The 25,170-nt window shown below is 63.9% G+C and carries 18 protein-coding genes and 1 pseudogene; 15 read left to right on the forward strand and 4 right to left on the reverse strand.

Translation table 11 applies throughout. From position 1 onward, the window contains the following. From BTM36_RS20725 to BTM36_RS20740, 4 genes are all read left to right on the forward strand, one after another. The gene (locus tag BTM36_RS20725) at window positions 1–1,038 is read left to right on the forward strand and encodes an amidohydrolase family protein (protein ID WP_077237759.1); all 1,038 of its coding nucleotides are present in this window, start codon (window positions 1–3) and stop codon (window positions 1,036–1,038) included. Between the two features lie 17 nt (window positions 1,039–1,055). Then, window positions 1,056–1,739 carry a 4-carboxy-4-hydroxy-2-oxoadipate aldolase/oxaloacetate decarboxylase gene (gene ligK, locus BTM36_RS20730; RefSeq protein WP_077237964.1) on the forward strand — a complete coding sequence of 228 codons (684 nt, stop codon included), beginning with the start codon at window positions 1,056–1,058 and terminating at the stop codon, window positions 1,737–1,739. Between the two features lie 200 nt (window positions 1,740–1,939). Then, entirely contained in the window at window positions 1,940–2,467 is a 528-nt protein-coding gene (locus BTM36_RS20735; RefSeq protein WP_077237760.1) for a hypothetical protein, read from the forward strand. Between the two features lie 137 nt (window positions 2,468–2,604). Beyond that, window positions 2,605–3,726 (forward strand): porin, encoded by a 1,122-nt coding sequence (locus BTM36_RS20740; protein ID WP_077237761.1) that lies wholly within the window; start codon window positions 2,605–2,607, stop codon window positions 3,724–3,726. 19 nt (window positions 3,727–3,745) lie between these two features. On the opposite strand, the gene BTM36_RS20745 is transcribed toward BTM36_RS20740, so the two are convergent. Beyond that, window positions 3,746–4,351 carry a TetR/AcrR family transcriptional regulator gene (locus BTM36_RS20745; protein WP_077237762.1) on the reverse strand — a complete coding sequence of 202 codons (606 nt, stop codon included), beginning with the start codon at window positions 4,349–4,351 and terminating at the stop codon, window positions 3,746–3,748. A 146-nt stretch (window positions 4,352–4,497) separates the two neighbouring features. Here BTM36_RS20745 and BTM36_RS20750 point away from each other — a divergent pair, with 146 nt between their 5' ends. From BTM36_RS20750 to BTM36_RS20765, 4 genes are read left to right on the forward strand one after another with little or no spacing between them, the layout of a single operon-like run. Then, on the forward strand, window positions 4,498–5,667 hold the full coding sequence (locus tag BTM36_RS20750; RefSeq protein WP_077237763.1) for an efflux RND transporter periplasmic adaptor subunit: 1,170 nt from the start codon (window positions 4,498–4,500) through the stop codon (window positions 5,665–5,667). A gap of 16 nt (window positions 5,668–5,683) precedes the next feature. Continuing rightward, window positions 5,684–8,833, forward strand: coding sequence for an efflux RND transporter permease subunit (locus tag BTM36_RS20755; protein WP_077237764.1), 3,150 nt, complete (start codon window positions 5,684–5,686; stop codon window positions 8,831–8,833). Window position 8,834: 1 nt separating this feature from the next. Continuing rightward, window positions 8,835–10,340 (forward strand): AdeC/AdeK/OprM family multidrug efflux complex outer membrane factor, encoded by a 1,506-nt coding sequence (gene adeC, locus BTM36_RS20760; RefSeq protein WP_077237765.1) that lies wholly within the window; start codon window positions 8,835–8,837, stop codon window positions 10,338–10,340. After that, on the forward strand, window positions 10,337–10,954 hold the full coding sequence (locus BTM36_RS20765; protein ID WP_006463231.1) for a TetR/AcrR family transcriptional regulator: 618 nt from the start codon (window positions 10,337–10,339) through the stop codon (window positions 10,952–10,954). Before adeC ends, BTM36_RS20765 begins: the two co-directional genes overlap by 4 nt. Here BTM36_RS20765 and BTM36_RS20770 read toward each other — a convergent pair. After that, window positions 10,951–11,889 (reverse strand): LysR family transcriptional regulator, encoded by a 939-nt coding sequence (locus BTM36_RS20770; RefSeq protein WP_006463230.1) that lies wholly within the window; start codon window positions 11,887–11,889, stop codon window positions 10,951–10,953. The genes BTM36_RS20765 and BTM36_RS20770 overlap by 4 nt on opposite strands. 138 nt (window positions 11,890–12,027) lie before the next feature. Between BTM36_RS20770 and BTM36_RS20775 the strand changes: the two genes are divergently transcribed. The 4 genes from BTM36_RS20775 to BTM36_RS20790 all read left to right on the forward strand — a co-directional run bounded on the left by BTM36_RS20775 (window position 12,028) and on the right by BTM36_RS20790 (window position 16,425). Next, entirely contained in the window at window positions 12,028–13,242 is a 1,215-nt protein-coding gene (locus tag BTM36_RS20775) for an MFS transporter (protein WP_006463229.1), read from the forward strand. 19 nt (window positions 13,243–13,261) lie between these two features. Further along, window positions 13,262–14,782 carry an amidase gene (locus tag BTM36_RS20780; RefSeq protein ID WP_077237766.1) on the forward strand — a complete coding sequence of 507 codons (1,521 nt, stop codon included), beginning with the start codon at window positions 13,262–13,264 and terminating at the stop codon, window positions 14,780–14,782. Between the two features lie 137 nt (window positions 14,783–14,919). Beyond that, a complete protein-coding gene (locus BTM36_RS20785) occupies window positions 14,920–15,270 on the forward strand; it encodes a RidA family protein (RefSeq protein ID WP_077237767.1) in 351 nt (116 codons plus the stop codon). A 21-nt stretch (window positions 15,271–15,291) separates the two neighbouring features. Beyond that, window positions 15,292–16,425, forward strand: a complete 1,134-nt coding sequence (locus tag BTM36_RS20790) for an FAD-binding oxidoreductase (protein WP_077237965.1) — start codon at window positions 15,292–15,294, stop codon at window positions 16,423–16,425. Window positions 16,426–16,479: 54 nt separating this feature from the next. Here BTM36_RS20790 and BTM36_RS28620 read toward each other — a convergent pair. After that, window positions 16,480–18,082 (reverse strand): annotated as a pseudogene (locus tag BTM36_RS28620) (diguanylate cyclase). A gap of 404 nt (window positions 18,083–18,486) precedes the next feature. Here BTM36_RS28620 and BTM36_RS20800 point away from each other — a divergent pair. After that, window positions 18,487–20,241 (forward strand): methyl-accepting chemotaxis protein, encoded by a 1,755-nt coding sequence (locus tag BTM36_RS20800; protein ID WP_077237768.1) that lies wholly within the window; start codon window positions 18,487–18,489, stop codon window positions 20,239–20,241. A 73-nt stretch (window positions 20,242–20,314) separates the two neighbouring features. On the opposite strand, the gene BTM36_RS20805 is transcribed toward BTM36_RS20800, so the two are convergent. After that, window positions 20,315–21,298 (reverse strand): MerR family transcriptional regulator, encoded by a 984-nt coding sequence (locus tag BTM36_RS20805; protein WP_077237769.1) that lies wholly within the window; start codon window positions 21,296–21,298, stop codon window positions 20,315–20,317. Between the two features lie 249 nt (window positions 21,299–21,547). Here BTM36_RS20805 and BTM36_RS20810 point away from each other — a divergent pair, with 249 nt between their 5' ends. Together BTM36_RS20810 and BTM36_RS20815 are read left to right on the forward strand one after the other, a co-directional pair. Continuing rightward, the gene (locus BTM36_RS20810; protein WP_077237966.1) at window positions 21,548–23,290 is read left to right on the forward strand and encodes a methyl-accepting chemotaxis protein; all 1,743 of its coding nucleotides are present in this window, start codon (window positions 21,548–21,550) and stop codon (window positions 23,288–23,290) included. Window positions 23,291–23,297: 7 nt separating this feature from the next. Next, on the forward strand, window positions 23,298–25,088 hold the full coding sequence (locus BTM36_RS20815; protein WP_077237770.1) for a bifunctional diguanylate cyclase/phosphodiesterase: 1,791 nt from the start codon (window positions 23,298–23,300) through the stop codon (window positions 25,086–25,088). Window positions 25,089–25,170: the final 82 nt, after the last annotated feature.

Consider the following 25,170-nt stretch of genomic DNA (forward strand, 5'->3'; position numbering starts at 1 on the left):
ATGCGAGAGAGCCTCATCATCGATTGCCACGGCCACTACACCACCGCCCCCAAGGCACTGGAAGACTGGCGCAAGCGGCAGATCGCCAACCTGAAGACGCCTGAGCTCGGCCCCAAGGTGGCAGAACTGAAGATCAGCGACGACGAACTGCGCGACTCCATCGAGACCAATCAGTTGCGGCTGATGAAGGAGCGCGGCGCGGACCTGACCATCTTTTCGCCGCGTGCATCCTTCATGGCGCATCACATCGGCGACCTCAACACCAGCCAGACCTGGGCGGCGATCTGCAACGAGCTGTGCTACCGCGTCTCGCAACTGTTCCCCGACCACTTCATCGGCGCGGCCATGCTGCCGCAGTCGCCAGGCGCCGATATCCGTACGTCCATCGCGGAGATGGAAAAGTGCGTGAAGGAGTATGGCTTTGTCGGCATCAACCTCAATCCCGATCCCTCGGGTGGTCACTGGACCTCGCCGCCGCTGTCGGACCGCAGCTGGTATCCCCTCTACGAAAAGATGGTGGAGCTGGACGTGCCAGCCATGATCCATGTGAGCACCAGCTGCAATGCCTGCTTCCACACCACCGGCGCGCATTACCTCAATGCCGATACCACGGCCTTCATGCAGTGCCTGACTTCTGACCTGTTCACGGATTTCCCGACGTTGAAGTTCCTGATCCCGCACGGCGGCGGCGCGGTGCCGTATCACTGGGGCCGCTTCCGTGGGCTGGCGCAGGAGATGAAGAAGCCATTGCTCAAGGACCATCTGCTGAACAACATCTTCTTCGATACCTGCGTCTATCACCAGCCCGGCATCGACCTGCTGACCCGGGTGATTCCGGTGGAGAACGTGCTGTTCGCCTCGGAGATGATCGGTGCGGTACGCGGCATCGACCCAGAGACCGGCCATTACTACGACGACACCAAACGCTACATCGAGGCGGCCGACCTGAGCGCTGCAGAGCGCCATCAGATCTACGAAGGCAATGCCCGCCGCGTCTTCCCGCGCCTGGATGCCGCCCTGACACAGAAAGGACTGTAAGCATGAGTACACCGATGATGAATCAACTGGGCGTGGTCAAGCGCCATATCGTGCGCGCCGATGCTGGTGCGGCAGAGCAACTGGGTCGCTACGGTGTGGCCACCGTGCATGAGGCCCAGGGCCGCACCGGGCTGCTCAAGCCTTACATGCGCCCGATCTATGCGGGGGCATCGGTCTCGGGTACTGCCGTGACGGTACTGCTGCACCCGGGTGACAACTGGATGATGCATGTGGTTGCCGAGCAGATCCAGCCCGGTGACATCGTGGTGGCGGGGGTGACCGCCGACTGCACGGACGGCTATTTCGGCGACCTGCTGGCGACCAGTTTCATGGCGCGCGGGGCGAAGGCCCTGATCATCGACGCAGGCGTGCGTGACGTGAAGGTCCTGAAGGAAATGGGCTTCCCCGTCTGGAGCCGCGCGATCAGTGCCAAGGGCACCATCAAGGCCACGCTGGGCTCGGTCAATATTCCGGTGATCTGTGCCGGTGCGCTGGTCAACCCCGGTGACGTGATCGTGGCCGATGACGATGGCGTGGTCGCCGTGCCGGCCGCCGATGCCGTGCGCGTCGCGCAGGTGGCCCAGCAGCGCGAAGACCTGGAAGGGCAGAAGCGTGCGCAGCTCGCTGCCGGCGTGCTGGGACTGGACATGTACAAGATGCGCGATCCGCTGGAGGCGGCCGGGCTCAGGTATATCGACTAAGGCAGAACCGACCAGAGGAGGAGACCACAACAGACAGAAAACCGACTGCCATCGATCGGACAGTCAGGCAAGACAAAAACAAGAGCAAGAACGCGCGCAAGCGGCCGAAGAGCCGTAGCACCGAGTCGTAACTCGTAACACACAGCGGAGCCGGCACATCAAGCCAGCCCCATCGCCAATCCAAGGAGAAGGAAGACACCATGCAAACCGCATCCCACCCGGCCACGCTCGCAACGGCCACTCCCTCGTCAGGCTGGAAAGACCGCGCCACGCTGGTCAAGGCCGGCATCATCGGCGGCCTCACCGGCGGCATCATCATCTGGATCTATGAAGCGCTGGTCTGGGTCGGCGCGCAGCACATGATGCCGCTGGCCGGCATCCCGCGCAATGCCACCGGCCTGGTGTTCGGCCGCGAGGTCCAGGAGTCGCTGGGGCTGCTGGCCTACTTCGTGGGGACCGGCATCCACTTCTTCTTCACCCTGGTATGGGGCATCCTGTTCGCGGCGCTCTGGCCGCATTTCCGCCGTCGCGGCTACGAGGCAACCTTCGTGGCGCTGTTCTATGCGGTGGTGGCGTGGATCCTGATGCACGTGGCCATCATGATCGCCTCCGACAACCATCCCAACTACTACGACCCGGCCGTGATCATCGGCGGCTTCATGTCGCACCTGTTCTTTACCGTGCCGCTGGCCCTGATCGTCAAGAAGCACTTCGAACGACAGGCCTGAGTTTTCCTGTCCGCCTCTGCGACGCCTGCCGCCCGCTCTTGCGTGGGCGGCAGGGAGCCGTGCGCGCCCATGCGGGCTGCCTTGGCCGCATCCACAACACCAACAACACCGATTTACCCACAGGAGGAGAACCCCCCATGCAGTTCAAGAACCCCACCCGATTGCTGCCGGCAGCCTTGCTGCTGGCAGCCAGCCCCGTTGTCCTGGCCCAGAGCTCGGTGACCATCTATGGCGTGATGGACGTCTATACGGCCTACCAGAAGAGTACCGTGGGCGGCAAGGATACCTCGCTCTGGGCCATGGGCAACAATGGCGAGATGACCAGCCGCATAGGCTTCAAGGGCAGCGAAGACCTGGGTGGCGGGTATCGCGCCACCTTCAACCTGGAGACCGGTTTCGATTCCAGCACCGGCGCGCTGCAGAACAGCTATCGCCTGTTTGACCGCCAGTCCTGGGTGGGCCTGGGCGGCGGCTTCGGCGAGGTGCGCGTGGGCCGGCAGAACAGTGTCATGTTCCTCTACTCGGGCAACATGGATGCCTTCGGCGCCGCCACCTACGGCTCGGCCTACAACAACTTCGCCAACTGGCTGGCGCGGGTGGATAACGACATCAGCTACATCTCGCCGAAATTTGCCAACTCCAACCTGGAACTGCATTACTCGGTAGGAGAACGTGCCGGCAGCACGCCCTCCAATGCGGTCTACCAGATCGGCGCGCAGACCCAGCAGGGACCGCTCTATGTGGGCAGTGCCTTCCTGAACGCCAACAACGGCACCAATACCAATAGCGTCAAGCAGTTCATGTTGGGGGGCAACTACGACTACGGTAGTGGCAAGGTCTATCTGGCCTTCTTCCGCACCAATGAAGTGATCTCGGCCACCACCGGCAATGTCTTTACCAATCCGGCCGGCAAGTACGACCCGAGCGGCAACGTGGTCGGCAATACACCGGGCAACTATCACAACACCTATAGCCTCTCGGCCGACTACCGACTCAACGCCCGGACGACCATCGGCGCCGGTGGCGGTTATGTCAAGGACAGTTCCAGCTACAACAACAACGCGCGCCAGTTCAGCCTGATCGTGAATTATGACCTCTCCAAGCGCACCCGCCTGTATGCCGTGGCCTCGCGCCTGATCAACCAGAACACGGCGGCCTACAAGATGACCGGCGCCAGTTATACCGCCGGCCAGGCCCTGGTGCCGGATGCCGGTGCCAGCGAGACTGGCGTGCAGCTGGGCATCCGCCACACCTTCTGACGGGGTCCTGTCGCCTGCTTCAGTGGGGGGCGTAGGCGGCCAGGAAGGTCTCTACCGCCCGCCCGACCATGCGTTTGATGCGGGGCTTCGAGATGGAGGTCTCCAGCCCCAGCATCATCGGCCTGACCGTCTCGCAATCCAGCAGGGCGCATAGCTGCAGCGTCGCCAGCATGGGGTCGGCCTGCTTCAGGCGGCCGGCCGCCATCTGTTTCTGCATGAAGGCCGCAATGCGCTGCATGCCCAGCTTCGGGCCGTCTTCATGGAAGCGCCGACCAATGTCGCTGCGACCGGCTTCGGCCAGGATCATGCGCTGCGTCTGCAAGGTGCTCTCCTGGCACAGGAAACTGACCGCCTTTTCTCCAAACACGCGCAAAGTGGCCTCCAGGTCTTCCGTTTCCTGGTCCAGCGTCTCCAGCGCCGGTTCTATCTGCTTCTTCGCGACGGCGTGCGTCACCGCCACGAAGAGATCTTCCTTCGATTTGAAATAGGCATACAGGGTGCCCTTGGAGCCGCCGATGCGCGCCGAGATCTCGGCCATCGAGGCGCCTTCAAAGCCCGATTCCTTGAATACGTCAGCCGCCGCCGCCAGGATGGCGTCGCGCTTTTCCTCCGTCTTTACCCGCATTTGCAAATTCCCCGTTGTAATTTCGGTGACATCTCTTTTTCGTACAGATGTGTTCAGTATTGCTTGACTCGCCGAATGGTGTCAACCAATAATACCGTACAGTTCGGTATGGTTATAAATCATTCTTCCCTTTCGGAGAGTTCCTCATGCGCACTTCCCCCATCGTAAAACCCTTCACCGTGCTGGCGATCATCAGTGTGCTCAGTGCCTGCGGCAAGCCGCCAGGCGGTGCACCGCCAGCCGCCGGCACGCCGGTGCTGGGGGTGATGACTGTACATGCCCAGCCGGTGGAGTTGCAGACCGAGCTGCCGGGGCGTACCTCGCCCTACCAGATCGCCGACGTGCGGCCGCAGGTCAACGGCATCATCAAGGCGCGCAATTTCCGGGAGGGCAGCGACGTCAAGTCAGGCCAGGTCTTGTACCAGATCAATCCGGCCAGCTACCAGGCCGCCTATGACAGCAGCGTGGCCGCGCTGGCCAAGGCCGAGGCCTCGGTCCGCACGGCGCGCCTGAAGGCCAGTCGCTACAAGGAGCTGGTGGCCATCAAGGCGGTCAGTCAGCAGGATTACGATGACGCGGTGGCTTCGCTGGGCGAAGCCGAGGCCGATGTCGGTTCGGCGCGTGCCAACGTGCAGACCAGCCGCATCAATCTGGACTATGCCAAGGTCGATGCGCCGATCTCGGGCCGCATCGGCAAGTCCAGCGTGACGGCGGGGGCGCTGGTGACGGCTAGCCAGACCACGGCGCTGACCACCATCCAGCAGCTTGATCCCATCTATGTCGATGTCACCCAGTCCAGTACCGCCTGGTTGAACCTGAAGGAAGCCCTGACTAACGGCGAGCTGCAGAAATCCGGAAACGGTGCAAAGGTGCGGCTGATTCTGGAAAACGGCCGTACCTACGCCCAGGAAGGGACGCTGCAATTCTCGGATGTGACCGTCAACCAGGACACTGGCGCCATCACCTTGCGCGCGGTGTTCCCTAATCCGGGTACGGTCCTGCTGCCAGGCATGTATGTGCGTGCGGTGTTGCAGGAAGGCGTACGCCAGCAGGGTCTGCTGGTGCCGCAGCAGGCGGTCAGTCGCGACGGTGCCGGCAAGCCGCAGGCGCTGGTGGTCAATGGCCAGGGCGTGGTGGAGCTGCGAGCACTGGTGACCGACCGCGCCATCGGGGACCAATGGCTGGTCAGCAGCGGCCTCAAGGAAGGCGATCAACTGGTGGTCGATGGCGTGCAGCGGGCCACCCCCGGTGCCAAGGTGAAGGTGGTGCCATGGTCGCCCAAGACCGCCGTGGCCAGCACCACCGCCTCCAACTGAGAAGCGAGGACACATCATGGCTCGCTTCTTCATTGACCGCCCCATCTTCGCCTGGGTACTCGCCATCATCGTCATGCTGGCCGGCGCCGTCTCGGTGCTGACCCTGCCGATTGCGCAGTACCCGGCCATCGCGCCTCCTGCCATCGCCATTACGGCCAACTATCCCGGTGCCTCGGCCAAGACGCTGGAAGACACCGTGACCCAGATCATCGAACAGAAGATGAAGGGTCTGGATCGTCTGAGCTACATGGCTTCCACCAGCGAGTCCTCCGGCACCGTGACCATCACGCTGACCTTCGAGAACGGTACCAACCCGGACACCGCCCAGGTGCAGGTACAGAACAAGCTGTCGCTGGCCACGCCCTTGCTGCCCTCCGAAGTGCAGCAGCAGGGCATCACGGTGACCAAGTCCGCCACCAATTTCCTCAATGTGTTGGCCTTCACCTCCGAAGACGGCAGCATGAGCGGCTCGGACCTGTCGGACTATGTAGCGGCCAACATCCAGGATGCCCTCAGCCGGGTCGACGGCGTGGGGGACACCACCTTGTTCGGCTCACAGTATGCGATGCGGATCTGGCTCGATCCCAACAAGCTCAACAGCTACGGGCTTACCCCGCTGGATGTGAAGAATGCCATCCAGGCGCAGAACGTGCAGGTGTCCTCTGGTCAGCTGGGCGGTCTGCCGGCCGCCGAGAACCAGCAGATCAACGCCACCATCACCGCCCAGACCCGCCTGCGTACGGCCGAGCAGTTCCAGAACATCGTGCTGCGCACCCTCACCGACGGCGCCCGGGTCAAGTTGCGTGACGTGGCCCGCATCGAACTCGGGAGCGAGAGCTATACCTCGGTGGGGCGTTACAACGGCAAGCCGGCGGCCGGCCTGGCCATCAAGCTGGCCACCGGCGCCAATGCGCTCGATACGGTCAAGGCCATCGACGCCCGGGTGGCCCAGCTGGAAAAGTTCTTCCCTGCCGGGATGAAGGTGCAGAAGCCCTATGACACCACGCCCTTCGTGCGTATCTCCATCGAGGAAGTGGTGCGCACCCTGATCGAAGCCGTGGTGCTGGTGTTCCTGGTGATGTACCTGTTCCTGCAGAATTTGCGTGCCACGCTGATCCCCACCATCGCAGTGCCGGTGGTGCTGCTGGGGACCTTCGGTGTGCTGGCCGCGTTCGGTTTCACCATCAACACCCTGACCATGTTTGCGATGGTGCTGGCCATCGGTCTGTTGGTCGACGATGCCATCGTGGTGGTGGAAAACGTCGAGCGGGTGATGTCCGAGGAGGGCTTGCCGCCCAAGGAGGCGACCCGCAAGTCGATGGGCCAGATCACCGGTGCGCTGGTGGGCGTGGCCCTGGTGCTGGCCGCGGTGTTTGTGCCGATGGCCTTCTTCAGTGGCTCGACCGGCGTGATCTATCGGCAGTTCTCCATCACCATCGTCTCGGCCATGACACTGTCCGTGCTGGTGGCCATCGTGCTTACTCCGGCCCTGTGCGCGACCTTGCTCAAGCCGGCCGCCAAAGGCCATGCGCTGGCCACCAGCGGCTTCTTCGGCTGGTTCAACCGCCAGTTCGATCGCGGCAACCATCGTTACCAGGGCATCGTGCGACACATGCTGGCGCGCGGCTGGCGTTACATGGCTGGCTACGCCGTGCTGCTGGCGCTGGTCGTGACGGGCTTCATGAAGCTGCCGGTGGGCTTCCTGCCCGATGAGGATCAGGGAACGCTGTTCGCCATCCTGCAATTGCCCTCCGGTGCGACCAAGGCGCGCACCGACGAAGTCATCCGCCAGGTCGAGCAGCATTTCCTGGTGGACCAGAAGGATGCGGTCTCGGGTGTCTTTGCGGTCTCCGGTTTCAGCTTCGCTGGCAGTGGCCAGAACATGGGCTTTGCCTTCATCAAGCTCAAGCCGTGGGATGAGCGCAAGGGGCCAGGGCTGTCCGTGACCGATGTGGCCGCCAAGGCCGGCGCGGCGTTTGCCGGCATGCGCGACGCCAAGGTGTTCGCCTTCGCGCCGCCGGCGGTGTCCGAGCTGGGTAATGCGACCGGTTTCGACCTGATGTTGAAGGACGAGGCCAACCTCGGTCATGCGGCGCTGATGCAGGCACGCAACCAGCTGCTGGCCACCTTGGCGCAGGACAAGCGACTGGTCGCGGTGCGCCCCAACGGGCTGGAGGATACGCCCGAGTTCCGCCTGCAGGTCGATACCGACAAGGCCGGTGCGTTGGGCGTGGCGATGTCGGACATCAATGACACCATCGCCACGGCCTGGGGCAGCAGCTATGTCAACGACTTCATCGACAAGGGCCGGGTCAAGAAGGTGATGCTGCAGGGCGATGCGCAATACCGCATGCTGCCCTCGGACATCGACCGCTGGTATGTCCGCAACAGCGCCGGCACCATGGTCCCGTTCAGCGCCTTCTCCACGGCCAGCTGGACGTCCGGTTCGCCGCGTCTGGAACGCTACAACGGTGTGCCATCCATGGAGATACTGGGTATGGCGCTGCCGGGGGCAGCCTCCAGCGGCCAGGCCATGGCCATCGTCGAGGCGGCACTGGCCAAGATGCCACCCGGCATCGGCTACGAGTGGACCGGCCTGTCGCTGCAAGAGAAGGCCTCCAGTGGCAAGACCGGCATCCTCTATGCGATCTCGATCCTGATCGTGTTCCTGGCGCTGGCCGCGCTCTACGAGAGCTGGGCGGTGCCGTTCTCGGTGATCCTGGTGGTGCCGCTGGGGGTGTTCGGCGCGCTGCTGGGCGCCATCCTGACCTGGAAGATGAACGATGTCTATTTCCAGGTCGGCCTGTTGACCACCATCGGCCTGGCCTGCAAGAACGCCATCCTGATCGTGGAGTTTGCCAAGGACCTGTACGAGAGCGGCAAGGACCTGGTCGAGGCCACCCTGGAAGCGGTACGCATGCGCCTGCGGCCGATCCTGATGACCTCGATGGCCTTCATCCTGGGCGTGCTGCCGCTGGTGCTGGGCAGTGGCGCCGGTGCCGGCGCACAGCATGCGCTGGGTACGGCCGTGATCGGGGGCATGCTCTCCGGCACGGTACTGGCGATCTTCTTCGTGCCGCTGTTCTTCGTGATCATCATGAAGCTGTTCGCCCGCAAGCCTTCCCCCGCATCGCAGGCCCAGGCCGCGATCTCTCCGGAGCACTGACATGACACCTTCCCTGACCCCGCACACCGCACGCCCTTTCCGTGTACTGATGACGCCTTTGCTGGTGGCCATGCTGCTGGGCGGCTGCACCCTCATGCCGGACTACCAGCGGCCGGCAGCACCGGTGGCCGCGCACTTCTCGGGTGATACCGGCGGGGCCGCCACCGCCACCCCGACCACCACCACCGCCGTGGCCGATATCGGATGGCGTGATGTCTTCACCGATCCGGCATTGCAAGAGGTGATCGCACTGGCCCTGGCCAACAACCGCGACCTGCGCGTGGCGGTACTCAATATCGAAAAGGCCCGTGCGCAATATGGTGTGGAGCGGGCGGCGCTGTTCCCGACCATCAATGCCGCCACCAGCGAATCGGCCAGCCGCACGCCAGCCGATCTTTCTGCTACCGGCCGCGCGCTGACGGCGCGCAGCTATACCGCCACGCTGGGTTTCAGTGCCTATGAGCTGGACCTGTTCGGACGCGTACGCAGCCTCAAGGAGCAGGCGCTGCAATCTTTCCTGTCCACCGCCGAGGCGCGCCGCAGTACCCAGATCAGTCTGATCGCTGAAGTCGCCACGGCCTGGCTGACGCTGGCGTCCGACCAGGACCGGCTGCGCCTGGCCAGGGACACGCTGGCCAGCCAGAGCAGCAGCTATGCGCTCACGCAGCGCAGTGCCGAACTGGGCTCGGCCTCGGCGCTGACCTTGCGTCAGGCGCAGACCAGTGTGGAGAGTGCGCGGGTCGACGTGGAAAGCTACACCGCCCAGGTCGATCAGGACCGTAATGCCCTGGTGCTGCTGGTCGGCAAGGACCTGCCGCAGCGCCTGCTGCCCAATGGCTTGCCGGATACGGCACTGGCCGCCGCCAGTCCGCTGGCGACCATCCCGCCGGGGTTGCCCTCCGAACTGTTGCAGCGGCGGGCCGACATCGTCGAAGCCGAGCGCAACCTGCGTGCGGCCAATGCCAATATCGGCGCTGCGCGCGCGGCCTTCTATCCCAGCATCAGTCTGACTGCCGACGCCGGCACCGCCAGCGCGCGCCTGGCAGGGCTGTTCAAGGGCGGTTCGGGTTCCTGGAGTTTCGTGCCGCAGATTTCGTTGCCGATCTTCGATGGGGGCGCCAACCAGGCCAACCTCGACATCGCCACCGTCAGCCGCGATATCAGCGTGGCGCAATACGAGAAAGCCATCCAGACCGCGTTCCAGGAAGTCTCCGACGCCCTGGCCCAGCGCAATACCCTGGGCCGCCAGCTGCAGGCCCAGGAAGCACTGGTCGAGGCCAGCGGGGAGGCGTACCGGCTCTCGCAGGCGCGCTTCAACAGCGGGGTGGATAGCTACCTGACCTTGCTGGATTCACAGCGCACGCTGTATTCGGCGCAGAAGACCCTGATCGGCACGCAGCTATCGCGCTGGACCAACCTGGTGACCTTCTACAAGACCCTGGGCGGAGGCTGGATAGAGCGCACAGGAACGCCGGTGGCCAGCGACCTTGCCACCGCTGCGCCATGACCTCGCGTGCCGACCGGACCCGCGCCATCCTGCTCGACGCCGCGCTGGCGGCGTTCGCCCGGCGCGGCGTACGGGCCACCACGCTGGAACACGTGGCCGCCAGTGCAGCCTTCACCCGCGGGGCGGTGTACTGGCACTTTCCCGACAAGACGGCGCTGGTCAAGGCGGTCTTCGAAGACATGGTCTGGCCTTTCGACATCGGTGGCGAGCTGGCGGTCTATCGCCAGAGCGACCAGCCCTTGCTCCTGCTGCGCGAGGTGCTGTGGCTGAAGATGCTGGATTGCCTGCGTGATGTCCGCCAGCGGCGGCGCATGGAAGTCGTGTTGCGTTATCGCGGCACGCCCGAATTGCCCGAGGAACTGGGTGAGCGCCTGGAAATCCTGAGCCTGCGGGCGCTGGATCACCTCACGGCAGTGCTCAATATCGCCTACGAGAGGGGCGAGCTGCGGCGCGGATTGACGCCCATCGATGTGGCGCATTGCCTGGTGGCGGCCTGCATGGGCGTCGTCGCCGAGCACATGGAAGATCCGCAGGCACGCCTGGAGCGCTCTTTCCACCTGGCGCCGCTGCTGGTGCTGCAAGGTGCCAGTGCCCTGGAGCCGGAAGAAGCCTAGGCCGGCCAGGAGCCGGCATGCGGAGTGCTGGCACGCGCAATGAGGGTGTTCAGAAAGGCCCGGGCCGCATCGGGCAGGGTACGCCCGGCCAGGGACTGGATTTCCAGTTGCAGGGTGTTCATGTCCTTGTCGCGGATCGGCAGTGCCACCAGTTGCCCCTCGCGCACCAGCCTGCGGATGGGCAGCGCCGCCGAGAAGCCGATGCCATTGCCCGACATCACGAAGTACAGCAGGGCGCTGATGGAATCGGCCGCCATGGTCGGTTCCAGCAGCACGTTGCGACGGCTGCAGCAGGCGTCGATCAGGCGGCGCATGGTGATGTTCTTCTGCGGCATGGCCAGCGGGTAGGGCACCAGTTCCGAGAGCGTGACCTGGCGCCGATGGGCCAGTTCGTGGTCCGGTCGCATCACCGCCATGATCGGCGCGCGCTGGGCGAACTCGACCTTGATGTCGGGGTCCGGTGCCATGGTGAAGGTCAGGCCCAGATCGACCGCGCCTTCGCGGATCTGCTGCGCCACATGCACCGCATTGCCCACCGTCAGCTGGAAGCGTATGCCCTTGTGCTGGCGGCAGAAATGTTCGATGGCGGCCGGCACGAACTCCAGCGCAAAACCCTCGGTGGTGGCCAGCTTGACCTCGCCGCGTCGCAACCCCTTCAGGGCCGCCAGTTCATTGCCGATGCGGTCGGCCTCCAGCTGCATGCGCAAGGCATGCGCGGCCAGCAATTCGCCGGCGGCATTGGGGCGCATGCCGCGTGAAACACGTTCGAACAGGGGTGTATCCAGCTCCGCCTCCAGCCGCGCAATCTGGCGGCTGATGGCCGAGGAGGCGACATTGAGCGTGTTGGCGGCCTCGGTGATGGAGCCGCGCCGCACGACTTCGAGGAAGTAGCGCACCGCAGTCTCCTGCAGCACGCGGGTATGGATGATGGACATGCCACGATTGTAGATCGGTTTGCCGATTCGGCAATCAGTTATTCGAAAACTTGTACTTGTGGCAAACCATGGGCCGGCTTAGGATGAATCCACGAATCGACGGCGTGCGACCGTCGTCATGCCGGAAGGGAATGCTTCATGGATGCTGCGGTAACGAAGGGCAAGTACAAATACCTGGTGCTGGTCTTGCTGTATCTGGGCTGGTGCGTCTCCTACATCGACCGGGCGGCGATCACCTTCGCAGCCACCCAGATTGCCAGTGAGTTCCAGCTGAAGCCGGCCGAACTGGGCGTGCTGCTGTCCAGTTTCTTCCTCGGTTATTCATTGCTGCAACTGCCGGGCGGCTGGCTGGCCGACCGCTTTGGTTCGCGCCCGGTGATCGTCATCTCCATCCTGCTGTGGTCGCTCTTCACGGGCGTGACCGGCATGGCCTGGTCCATCACCAGCCTGGTGGTGATCCGCTTCGTGTTCGGCATGGGCGAGGGCGCCTTCCCGGCGGCCAGCGTGAAGGGTGTGGCCGAGCATTTCACCCGCGAGGAACGGCCCAAGATGTCTTCGCTGCTGATGTCGTCCAACTATGTGGGCAGCATGCTGGCGCCGCTGCTGATTGCGCCGCTGATCCTGCATTTCGGCTGGCGGGCCGTGTTCCATACCATCGGTATCGCCGGTCTGGTGTTTGCGCTGGTGTACTGGTTCTGCGTGCGTCCGGTACGCCATGGCGCGGCGGGCAGCAAGGCCATCAACAAGGCCGCCTTCAAGGCGCTGCTGCAGATGCCGCTGATGTGGCAGATCGTGGCGGTGTGGTTTGGCCTGTCCATCATCAACAAGGGCCTGGACAGCTGGATGCCGACCTACCTGATGACCGTGCGCGGCCTGAACCTGAAGGCGGTCGGCCTGTTGCTGCCGTTGCCCTACATCATGGCCGGCCTGTCCACCGCCATCGGCGGCTGGGTGATGGTGCGCTTCTTCGACGGCCGCGAGAAGATCCTGCTGATCGCCAGTTCCCTGCTGACGGCGGTATTCGTCTATTGCATGTACACCGCCGCCACGGTCGAGGGTGTCATCGCCTGGCAATGCCTGGCCTACTTCTTCAAGTCCTTCGTGCTGGCCACCTGCATCGCGCTGCCGACCAAGATGCTGCAGGCGCAACTGGTGGGTAGCGGCGTGGGCATGGTCAATCTGGGTGGTCAACTGGCCGGCTTCATCTCGCCGCTGGTGATCGGCTTCCTGGTCAGCGCCTTCGCCAACTATGACTACGCCTTCGGCTTCCTGATCGCGGCAGCCCTGTTCTCGGTGCTGGTGAGCCTGTTCATCCGCACCACCAAGACCGCCGGCCAGATGCAGCCGGCCTGAACCAACCCAAGGGAAAAGCATGCAAGAGAATATCGTCGAAAAAAGCGCGGTCGAACTGCGCCGGCTGATCGGCAGCCGGCAATTGTCCCCGGTTGAATTGCTGGAAGCCTGCATCGCCCGCATCGAGACCATCAATCCGCACATCAATGCCGTCACCGCCACCTGCTTCGAGCGCGCCCGGGTCGAAGCACGCGCCGCCGAGCAGGCCGTCATGGACGGCCTGCCGCTGGGCCTGCTGCACGGTCTGCCGATCGGCATCAAGGACCTGGAAGAAACCGCAGGCCTGTTGACCACCTACGGCTCGCCGCTCTATCGCGGCAATGTGCCGGAGCGCGATAACGCACTGGTGGCACGCCTGCGTGCAGCCGGGGCGATCGTCGCAGGCAAGACCAACGTGCCGGAGATGGGGGCCGGTGCCAACAGTCGCAATACGGTGTGGGGCGCCACCGGCAACCCGTTCAATCCGCTGTTGAATGCCGGTGGTTCCTCAGGCGGTTCGGCTGCGGCGCTGGCGACCGATCTGCTGCCGCTGTGTTCGGGTTCGGATACCGGTGGCTCGCTGCGCATCCCTGCGGCCAAGTGTGGCGTGGTGGGCTTCCGTCCTTCGCCGGGACTGGTGCCGAGCGAGCGCAAGATCCTGGGATGGACGCCGATCTCGGTGGTCGGTCCCATGGGCCGTGATGTTGCCGATACGATGCTGCAACTGCGCGCCACCATCGGTCTGCATGTCAGCGATCCGCTGAGCTATGCGGTCAGCGACAGCGAGTTTGCGGCCTTGCCGGAGATCGACCTGGCGCAATTGCGGATCGGCTATACCGAGGACTTTGGCGTGTGCGAGGTCGATGACGGCATCCGCCAGGTATTCCGCGACAAGATCGCCGCCATCGCCGGTCTGGTGAAGGTGTGCGAGCCGGTGCAGGTAGACATGGGCGAAGCGCACCGCGCCTTCGACGTGATCCGGGCCGAGGCCTTCGTGGCCGGCTTCGAGGCCGCCTACCGGCGCGACCCGTCCTCGCTGGGCCCCAACACCCGCGCCAACTACGAGATGGGCGCGGCCATGAGCCTGTCCGATTGCGCCTGGGCGCAGGGCGAGCAGACCCGTATCTTCCGGCGCTTCCAGCAGCTCTACGAGCGCTACGACCTGATCGTCTCGCCGACCACGCCGGTCTCGCCTTTCCCCTGGAGCGAGCTGTACCTGAAGGAGGTCAATGGCGTAGCGCTGGAAAATTACTATCGCTGGCTGGCCCTGACCTATGTGGTCACGCTGGCGACCAATCCCTCGATCTCGCTGCCGTGCGGACGCGACCATCGCGGCATGCCCTTCGGCTTGCAAGTCACCGGTCCGTTCCGAGGTGATGCGCGCCTGCTGGGCTGTGCGGCGGCGCTGGAGCAGGCCTTCGACGGCGACGTCGCGCTGCGCCGGCCACGTCCCGATATCGCCCAACTGAAGACGGTGCAGGCGCCGCTGAAGTCCATCGTCACGCATCCGCCTATCTTCGAGGGGCAGGCAGCCGGTGCGGCGGGTGGCCCTGCCGTCTGAGCTGCAGTGACCAATCAATCTGAAACCGTTCGGACCGAGTAGGCCCGTCAGGGCCGTATCGAAGGCGCTACCCAGCACGAACGGTGAGCGTCTTTCTGATCTGGTGAAACCTTATTTTTTATACGATTAGCACAAACATGAACCCTATCCAACGCTTCAACACCAATGCCCGCATGAGCCAGCTGGTCATCGCCAACGGCTTCGCCTTCGTCTCCGGCCAGGTGCCTGACAACGCCGGCGCACCCATCCCGCAGCAGGCCAGCGAAGTGCTGGCCAAGATCGATGCGCAGTTGCAGGCGCAGGGCATCTCTCGCGAGCAGATCGTCTCGGCCAATGTGTGGCTGTCCAGCCCGGATCATTTCGCCGCCTTCAATGCGGTGTGGGAAGCCTGGGTGCCGGCCGGCCATGCGCCCACGCGGGCCTGCGTGCAGGCGCTGCTGATGCTGCCGGGGCTGGATGTGGAAGTGGCCGTCGTGGCCGCGCTCTGATCAATCACCGGGAGCATGAGCATGAGCGCAGCAGAGCGGGTGGACTACCTCATCATCGGTGCCGGCATTGCCGGCGCTTCCATCGCCTACTGGCTGGCGCCGCATGGCAGCGTGCTGTTGCTGGAGCGTGAGTCCCAGCCGGGCTATCACAGCACCGGCCGCTCGGCCGCGCTCTACATGGAAAGCTACGGGCCGCCGCAGGTGCGGGCGCTGACCTGCGCAAGTCGCGCTTTCTTCGACCATCCCCCGGAGGGCTTTGCCGAACACCCCTTGCTCACGCCGCGTGGCGCGCTGTTCTATGCCGGTGCGGCCTTGCGGGCCGAGCTGGATGAGCACGAAGCGCTGGTGCGCTCGGTATCGGACAAGGTACAGCGTCTGGATCGCGAGCAGACCCTGGCGATGGTGCCAGTGCTGCGCGGGGAAGACCTGATCGGCGCGGTCTATGAGGAAGATGCCAGCGACATCGACGTGCATGCCCTGCACCAGGGTTTCCTGCGTGGTGCGCGCGCGGCCGGCGCCAGGCTGCTGTGCCATGCCGAGGTGCAGGCCATTGTGCGCGACGAGACTGCACAGGAGTGGCAGGTCGGCACCTCCCAGGGGCCGTTGCGTGCCGGGGTGGTCATCAATGCCGCCGGTGCCTGGGCCGATCAGATCGGCAGTCTGGCCGGAGCCGCCAGCATCGGTCTGCAGCCCTGCCGTCGTTCTGCCTTTACCTTTGCGGCGCCGCCTGACAGCGCCCACTGGCCGATGTTCATGCCGGTGGACCAGGCGTTCTACATCAAGCCCGACGCCGGCCTGCTGCTGGGGTCCCCGGCCAATGCCGATCCGGTGCCGCCGCAGGATGTGCAGGCCGAAGAACTGGATATCGCCATTGCCATCGACCATATCCAGAACGGCACCACCCTGGAAATCCGCCGGCCTGCGCATGTCTGGGCCGGTCTGCGTTCCTTTGTGGCCGATGGCAGCTTCGTCGGTGGCTACGATGCACAACTGCCGGGCTTCTTCTGGGCGGCCGGGCAGGGCGGCTATGGCATCCAGTCCGCCCCCGCGGCTGGCGAGGCCTATGCGGCGCTGGTGCGGGGCCAGTCGATACCGGAGCATATCGCCCGCTTTGGCGTGCAGGCCGACGCCTTGAGTCCGGCCCGGATCGGCTGAGGCCGCTGGCTTTGCTGATGCCTGTGCCGGTCGCCTTGCCATCGACGTCAGGCGTCAGGCAGAGGCATCCCCGGACCGCTCGTCCTGCCTATCCTTGCCACTGACCACCGTGTGAGGCGGCTGGTAATCCGCAACGCGGTCGCGTCCGTCGTCCTTGGCCCGGTACAGCGCCCGGTCGGCGCCGGCGAAGATGTCCTCGATGCGGGTCTCCGGACGCGGCACGCAGGTGTACACACCCGCACTGATGGTGACCACGCCATGGGCGTTGCCTTCATGCGGGATCGCCAGCGCCCTGACAGCGTCCACCACCTTCTGCGCAATCCTGTGCGCTCCGGCAAGGTAGCAGGATGGCAAATTCCTCTCCCCCATAACGGGCCGCCAGGTCGCCTTGCCGGCGCTGCGCAGTCTGCAGTGTGCGTGCGATGTCCTGCAGGCAGTAGTCGCCCTGGATGTGGCCATAGAGGTCGTTGTACTTCTTGAAGTAATCCACATCCAGCATCACCAGTGACAGCGCGCTCTTGCTGCGGCTGGCATTGCGCATCACCAGTTGCAGCTGTTCATCCAGGTAGCGCCGGTTGGGAATGCCGGTCATGCCATCCAGCATGGCCTGGGCGCGCAGGTTCTCGGTGAGCAGCTTGAGAGACAGGTTCTTCTTTTCGATTTCATCCTCGGCGCGATCGCGCATGCGGACCACGCGCAGCAGGTAGGCGGTCAGCAGACCGATGATCAGGGCCGCGGCGACGATCACCAGCAGTTGTGAAGCCTGGGCGGCGTGCCAGTTGGCCAGCATCTCGTCGTGGGCCAGGGCGGCGCTGACGAAGAGCGGATAGTCCGGCACCCCCGTGACGTAATGCAGCCGTCGTATGCCGTCCTGCATCGAATTGATGTCGGCCCAGCCGGAGGAGCGTTGGCGTACGTGATCCCGGTAGAGCGGCAGCTCGACCATGTTCTTGCCGAGGAACTGTTCGCCATAGGGACGGCGCAGCAGCATCACGCCGTCGCGGCTACCCAGCAGCAGCGAGCCTTGCGCCCCGATATTCACCTCGTCGAAGAGACGCTGGAAATGCTCCAGACTGACGCCCAGCCGGAATTCTCCGGCCGGCTTGCCCTGACGCATGCGCGTGCGGGCCAGCGGGATCACCCAGTGACCTGTGACGCGGCTGATCATCGGCGCGCCGATCTTCAATCCGCCTTCCGAGATCGATGCCGGCCCGTCGGGACTGGCTGAGAGGGCTGTGGCGGACATATTGCCGCCAGCCGGCCAGCGTTGCAGGATGCGGCCCTGCTCGTCGATGACCAGCAGGGTGTCCATCTCGGGAAAGAGCCGGCTCTGTCGATTGAGCAATTCCTCCACCAGCTTGCGCATGTCACGCCGATCCAGCGGATTGTTGTTGTCCAGTGCGGCGATTTCCTGCAGCAGCAGGTCGGCGGCGCGAACACTGAGATTGACCTGGGTGGCAAGACCGGTGGCGATATTCATGGTGGCCGTCTGCCCCGACTTGAGCGCCGCCTGGCGTCCGGCCAGGCTGCCGTTGAGCGAGGCATAGCCGAACATGGCACTGCCCAGGATGGCCAGCACGATGGACGTGATCCTGACCTTGTTGTTGAGACGTTTGAGGGGCATGGCGTTTCTCCGCGGTGACAACGGGTCAATCATGTCAACTTGAAATCAAATTAATCAAATTAACCAATTGTATTTTAGCACATTCGTTCTTTTATTTCCTTTTTTGCAATGCTTTGTGCACGAAAAAGGAGGGTGTATTTGATGTGCATTAAATGCCCTGTTGTTTTGCGGGCGCGAATGCTTATCGCTTAGATAGCGGGTTTGAGGCTTGTTTTGGCGTATTTCGGCGGGAAAAGATCATCGTTCCTCGCAGCATCGATGTCATCTTTTCATGACATGAGAGTCGCGCGAGATCAAAATCCAACGCTCTTGCTGTATTTATCGAATTTAATAAATAAATCGTTTATAGTTGGGGAATTCCGGATGCGAGAGGGAGCCCGGATAAGCAGATTCAGGGTGGTTTGGGAGCTGAAGTATTCATACAAGGGGGAGTCAACATGAAAATCACGGATATCAGGATCAGCGTTCGGCTCGGCGCCTGCTTTGCGGCGCTGATCGTGGTGATGTGTGTCATCGCCGGGGTGGGCATCAAGAACCTGTGGACGGTGAGTGCCGCCACGGCGGAGATCGTCAACGACCGCTACGTCAAGGTCGCCATCGGCGCCCAGATGAGCGACAAGATCAATACCGCCGCACGCAGCCTGCGCAATGCCATCCTGGCGCGCAACCCGGAGGAGGCCAGGAAATACCTCGACAGGGTCGACACCAATACGGCTGAAGTCGGCCAGCACCTGGCGCAGATGGACAAGCTGATCAACACGCCGCGTGGGCGTGAATTGATCGATGCGCTCAAGCAGTCGCGCGACGATTACACGCGCGAGCGCAAGAAGGTCGTCGAGCTCATCCAGCAACAGAAGAGGGACGAGGCGACCACCCAGTTGTTCGATCAGACCATCCCGGTGCAGGACAAGTATTTCGCTGCGCTCAAGGCCATGACCGCTTTCCAGTCCGAGCTCATGGACAAGAGCGTGGAGCGTGCCAACGCCGCCTCCGCCATGGCGGTCAACATCATGCTGTTGCTGTCGGTGGCCGCCGTCATTCTGTCGGTGTTGTGTGCCGTGCTGATCACCCGTTCCATCACGCGGCCACTCAATGAGGCTGTGGAAGTGGCCACCGCAGTGGCGGCCGGCGACCTGACGGTGCAGATCCACGCCACCTCCCGCGATGAGACCGGTGCGCTGCTGGCGTCACTGAAGGCCATGAATGACAACCTGCATCGCATCGTCACCGAAGTGCGGCAGGGTAGCGACACCATCAATACCGCTTCGGCCGAGATTGCCACTGGCAACTTCGATCTGTCCTCGCGTACCGAGCAGCAGGCCGGCGCACTGGAGGAGACGGCTTCGGCCATGGAGGAACTGACTTCTACCGTCAGGCAGAACGCCGACAATGCGCGCCAGGCCAATACGCTGGCGGAGACCGCGTCGGCCGTGGCGATCCAGGGCGGCAGTGTGGTGGGCGAGGTGGTGCAGACCATGGGCGAGATCAACGATGCCTCGCGCAAGATCGTGGACATCATCAGCGTGATCGATGGGATTGCTTTCCAGACCAATATCCTGGCCTTGAATGCGGCGGTGGAAGCGGCACGGGCCGGTGAGCAGGGGCGCGGTTTTGCGGTGGTGGCTTCGGAAGTGCGCACGCTGGCCCAGCGCAGCGCGGCGGCGGCCAAGGAGATCAAGGGCCTCATCGACGCATCGGTGGAGCGCGTGGAAAGCGGCAGTCGTCTGGTGGAGCAGGCCGGTTCGACCATGAGCGAGGTGGTGGCCAGCGTCAAGCGGGTGACCGACGTGGTGGCCGAAATCACCGCCGCCAGCGGTGAGCAGAGCGATGGCATCGAACAGATCAACCAGGCCATCGTCCAGATGGATGAAACGACCCAGCAGAACGCGGCCCTGGTGGAGCAGGCGGCTGCGGCCGCGCAATCGCTGCAGGAGCAGTCCGGTCGTCTGTGCGAGACCGTCAGCATCTTCCGGCTGAGCAGCGGCGAAGTGGCACGCAGTCCAGCCGCCGGTGCGGTCAATGTGGCGCCGACGCGCAGCGTGGATATCTCGCCGCGTGCGCCGGCCTTGCCGCGCAAACCGCAGGCCAGGAGCAATCCGGCCGTGGCCAAGGCCTTGCCGGCGACGCCGGCACCGGCACCGGCCAAGGGGGCGGCGGTTGCTGCAGCCGAAGGGGATTGGGAGCAGTTCTGATTTCCGAGCGCTTGGCGCCTTGCAGTTCCAACAGCGCGCCCGTCGGGCGCGCTTTTTTTGCCGGGGCCAGGTACTACGGCAGCGTGATGCCCTTCACCTGGGTCAGGCGTTGCAGGGCCTCTTCCAGTGGCAGACGGGCGCGTCCGGCCGCAATGCAGAGCGACCGGTGCAGAGCTGCTTCTTCGTCCGATTCATCTTCGCACTGGCGGCTGTAGCGCTCGAAACCGGCCAGGGCGGTCAACAGCTCGGCCAGGTGGCGCGGGCATTCGCACTGCATGCGGTCGGATGCCTCGGAGATATGGGCCAGGTCGCTCTCGCTGAAACGCGGTGGCGGTACGCTGGCTTCATCCTCGGATGAGGTGGCCGTGGCCGGCAGTTCGATGCGCTGGATATGGTTGCCCAGCCAGTCGGCGTCAAGGCCATCCATGGGTTTGCGCAGCAGTCGATGACCGGCCTGTTCCAGGCGCGCCACCACCTCCGCCGAGCCGAAACGGTACAGGATCAACACCGGCACTTGGGCCAGGGCGTGCCGCAGATCGTTCAGCCGCAGGTCCAGGTCGCTCTCCAGCACCGCGCTCTCCAGCACCAGCATGTCGCTCTCCACGCCGCGCAGGTCCAGTTGATCCAGCGACTCGACGGCTGCGGTGATCGTGAAATGCTGTCGCACCAGTGCGTCTCTGCCAGCCTTGGTGGAAATCCAGGGACCGACCACGGCCAGTCGCTTCGACGCCGGCATCGCTGCGCCCAGGTCGCTGGCGGGTGTCTCCGTACCCGGCAAGCTCAGGGTCAGCGACTCCAGTTCCTGTGGTGACAGGGCGGCCAGCTTGCCGATGCGGTGCCCGGCGTCGACCAGCCGCTTGATCCAGCCCAGTCGCTGCAGGTCGTCCTGCGAATAGGCGCGCTGGCCGCCGCCGCTGTGCTGCGAGGAGGTGATGCCGTAGCGATGCTCCCAGGCGCGCAGGGTCTCCACTGACATGCCCAGTTGCCGCGCCACGGCACCGGGCCGTAGCAGGGGGAGATCGGTCAGGTCGTCGGGTTGAGGGGTGACATGATCCATTGTGTTTTTGGCAATCAAAAATAATTTGAAGAAACAGGGATATTTTTCCTGGTTATCCGTTCAAATCCGTTGCATTTTGAATTTATGTGCAAATGCACCGAAAAGATGCGTGTTTGTTTTGGTGATTTTTATCAGTATGTCACGCATTTGCAGGATTGTGAACGTGAAAAATAAAAAAGCAAGCGGCGCCGGCCTTCTGCAGGGCGCCGTCTCTTCAGGAACCTTGTCTGTCTCAACGGAAAAATGAACATGAAACTCTCTGACCTGAAAATCGGCACGCGCCTGTATATCGGTTTTGGCATGGTGGCCGCCATCCTGGTGATCCTGGTCAGTGTGGCCTACGCCAACTTCGCCCGCCTGGGGACGGCCAATGAATGGAACGTGCATACCTACGATGTGCGCGACCAGGTACAAGGCATGATGGAAAGCCTGATCAACATCGAGACCGGCCAGCGTGGCTTTTCCCTGACCGGTAACGACGCTTCGCTGGAGCCCTACCAGCTCGGCAACGCCAGTTTCAAGCAGTATCTGGCCAAGGCCCGTGAGCTGACCGCCGACAATGCGGCCCAGCAGCAGCGTCTGCAGCAGATCAGTGAGGCCGAAGGGCGCTGGCTGGCGTCGGCCATCGACCCGGCCATCGCACTGCGGCGCGCGGTGCGTGACGGCCGTGAACAGATGGCCGCCGTGGTGAACTTTGAGCAGGCCGGCAAAGGCAAGACCGAGATGGATCGCATGCGCACCCTGCTGGGCGAGATGGACCGTTCCGAATCGTCCCTGCTGAGTGCCCGTGCCGAGGAAGCCGCCAGCCTGAAGTCGGTGACCGGCAACACCCTCATCGGTGGCGGTGTCATTTCGGTGGTGCTGGCGATGCTGTTGGCCTGGTGGTTGTCCAACAACATCACCCGCCCGCTGGCCACGGCCGTGCGCCTGGCACGTCAGGTGGCCGGTGGTGACCTGACGGCGCGCATCCAGGTGAGCTCGCGGGATGAAACCGGCGAACTGCTGGCCGCCCTCAAGGAGATGAACGCCAGTCTGGTGGGCATCGTCTCCGGTGTGCGCCGGGGGACCGACATGATCGCCACTGCATCCTCGCAGATTGCCAGCGGCAACCTGGACCTGTCCTCGCGCACCGAGCAGCAGGCCAGCTCGCTGGAGGAGACCGCTTCCTCGATGGAAGAGCTGACCTCCACGGTGCAGCAGAACACGGCCAATGCCCGCGAGGCCAACCGCATGGCACAGGCCGCCTCGGATATCGCCAGCAGCGGTGGTGGCGTGGTCAACCGGGTGGTGGAAACGATGGAAGACATCAATGCCTCCTCGCGCAAGATCGTCGACATCATCAGCGTGATCGATGGTATCGCCTTCCAGACCAATATCCTGGCGCTCAACGCGGCCGTGGAAGCGGCGCGCGCCGGCGAGCAGGGGCGCGGCTTTGCCGTGGTGGCCACTGAGGTGCGCAGCCTGGCGCAGCGTTCGGCCGCAGCGGCCAAGGAGATCAAGGCCCTCATCAGTGATTCGGTAGCCAAGGTCGAGTCCGGCAGCGTGCTGGTCAACGAGGCCGGCGACACCATGCGCGAGATCGTCCAGAGCGTGCAGCGGGTGAGCAACATGATCAGCGAGATCAGTGCCGCCGGTGAGGAGCAGCGTTCCGGCATCGAGCAGGTCAGCCAGGCGGTGGGCCAGATGGACCAGGTGACGCAGCAGAATGCGGCGCTGGTGGAAGAAGCGGCGGCAGCCTCGCAATCGCTGCAACAGCAGGCCCAGGAGCTGGCCCAGGCGGTGAGTGTGTTCCGTATCGATGCCGCCCAGGTGCAGGAAGAGGCAGCGCCGTTGGTGGCCAAGGATACGATGGCGGCCCCGCGCAGCCTCGGCAGCACTGCAGCGCGCACTGCCAGCCACACTGTGCCGCGCACCGCGCGTGAACCGCGCCTGAGCACACCGCTGCCCGCCCGTCAGCTGGCTGGTGGCACCGATGAATGGGTCACCTTCTAAGCCAGCGATGCATGCCGACATCCTGAGACTGGACGGCGCACTGCGCGTGCCGTCCGAAAAAGAACAGCGGCGCCTGGCCGTGCTGGACAGTTATTGTGTGCTCGACAGCCAGCCCGATGCACTGTGCGACCTGGTCACCGACCTGGCCGCCAGGCTGTTCCAGACTGAGATCGCGCTGGTCTCGCTGGTGGCGGAGAACCGTCAATGGTTCAAGTCCCGGCACGGGCTGCAGGCGCAGTCCACGCCGCGTTCGCAATCCTTCTGCAGCTACGTCATCGAGCAGGACCAGGTGATGGTGGTACTGGATGCCTGCCATGACCCACGCTTTGCAGACAATCCGCTGGTCACCGGCGAGCCGGGCATCCGCTTCTATGCAGGGGCTTCGCTGCGGACCAGGGAAGGCCTGTACCTGGGCACGCTGTGCGTGATCGGCAAGTCTCCGCGCCAGCAGTTCAGCGACGAGGAAGCGGCCACCCTGCAGCGACTGGCGGCCATCGTGATGGCGCGGCTGGAAATCCTGCGCGACGCCAGCTATGTCGACAGCCTGACATCGCTGCCCAATCGCAGCCGCCTGGTAGGCGACCTGCAGTCGTTGCGCAGCGTCGACGGCCCGCTCGACAAGCTCACGGCGGTGGCGGTGGAGGTGTGCGAGCACGTCTATCTGGCCGACATGATCAAGGCGCTCGGCTGGGATTACGTGGAAGGCTTCCTGATCGAAGCCAAGGAACGCCTGCGCCAGGCACTGGGGGGCATCGCGCTCTATCGCATCGGCACCACCAGCTTTGCCTATCTGGAGCGGCGTGACGTCTGGCAGGCCCAGGCCGAGCAGATCAAGGAGGCCTTCGCCGCGACCGTGGCGCATCAGGGGATTCCGCATCATCTGGAGATCTCGGTGGGGATCGTGCCGATGTCGCAGTGCGCGGACGACAATGAACTGGTACCGGCGCTGCTGACCGCCATTGACGTGGCGCGGGAATGCGGCAGCCTGCAGTGTCACTACGAACAGCCGCTGGGGCGCATGCAGAAGCATTCCTTCGAACTGCTGTCGGCCATCCCGGGGGCACTGCTGGCCACCGATGAACTGTGGCTGGAGTTCCAGCCCAAGGTGGCGCTGATGTCAGGCCAGTGCGCCGGGGTGGAGGCGCTGCTGCGCTGGCGCCATCCGGTGCATGGGCTGATCTCGCCGGGCCTGTTCATCCCGCTGGCGGAAAAGACTGCCCTGATCCGCCAGGTCACCCTGTGGGTCCTGCAGCACGGCATCGAGCAGGCTGCTGCCTGGATGCGCCAGGGCCGTGCCATTGCAGTGGCCATCAACGTGTCGGCACGCGACTTCGACAACGACGATCTGGTGCATGCCCTGGCTGCACAACTGCAGCGGCATCGTCTTCCTGCCGGCCTGATCGAGATCGAGTTCACGGAGAGCGCGATGAGCAAGAATCCGGAAAAGCTCTACGGCAAGATCCAGGAAATCAAGCGGCTGGGGGTGAAGGTGGCCATCGACGATTTCGGCGCCGGCTTCAGCAACCTGAGCTATCTCAAGAACATCCCCGCCGACTATCTCAAGATCGACCAGTCCTTCATCCGCACCATGGAGAGCAACTACGCCGACCAGCAGATCGTGCCGTCGATGATCCATCTGGGCCAGAAGCTGGGATTTGCGGTCGTGGCCGAGGGCCTGGAGACCGAGAAATGCCGGCGCATCCTGCAGCACCTGGGCTGCGAATATGGGCAGGGGTACGGTATCGCCCGTCCCATGGCGGCCGCCGATACCTGGGACTGGATCGCAGCCCGGGGTTGAAGCAAACAGCTGGTCTCTTACGGCCGCGCTTGCGATGAGGATTGGTGAGGAGTATATTGCCGGGCAGAAATATAACGATGGA

The organism is Herbaspirillum sp. VT-16-41, assembly GCF_001994935.1.
GTDB lineage: Bacteria > Pseudomonadota > Gammaproteobacteria > Burkholderiales > Burkholderiaceae_D > Herbaspirillum > Herbaspirillum frisingense.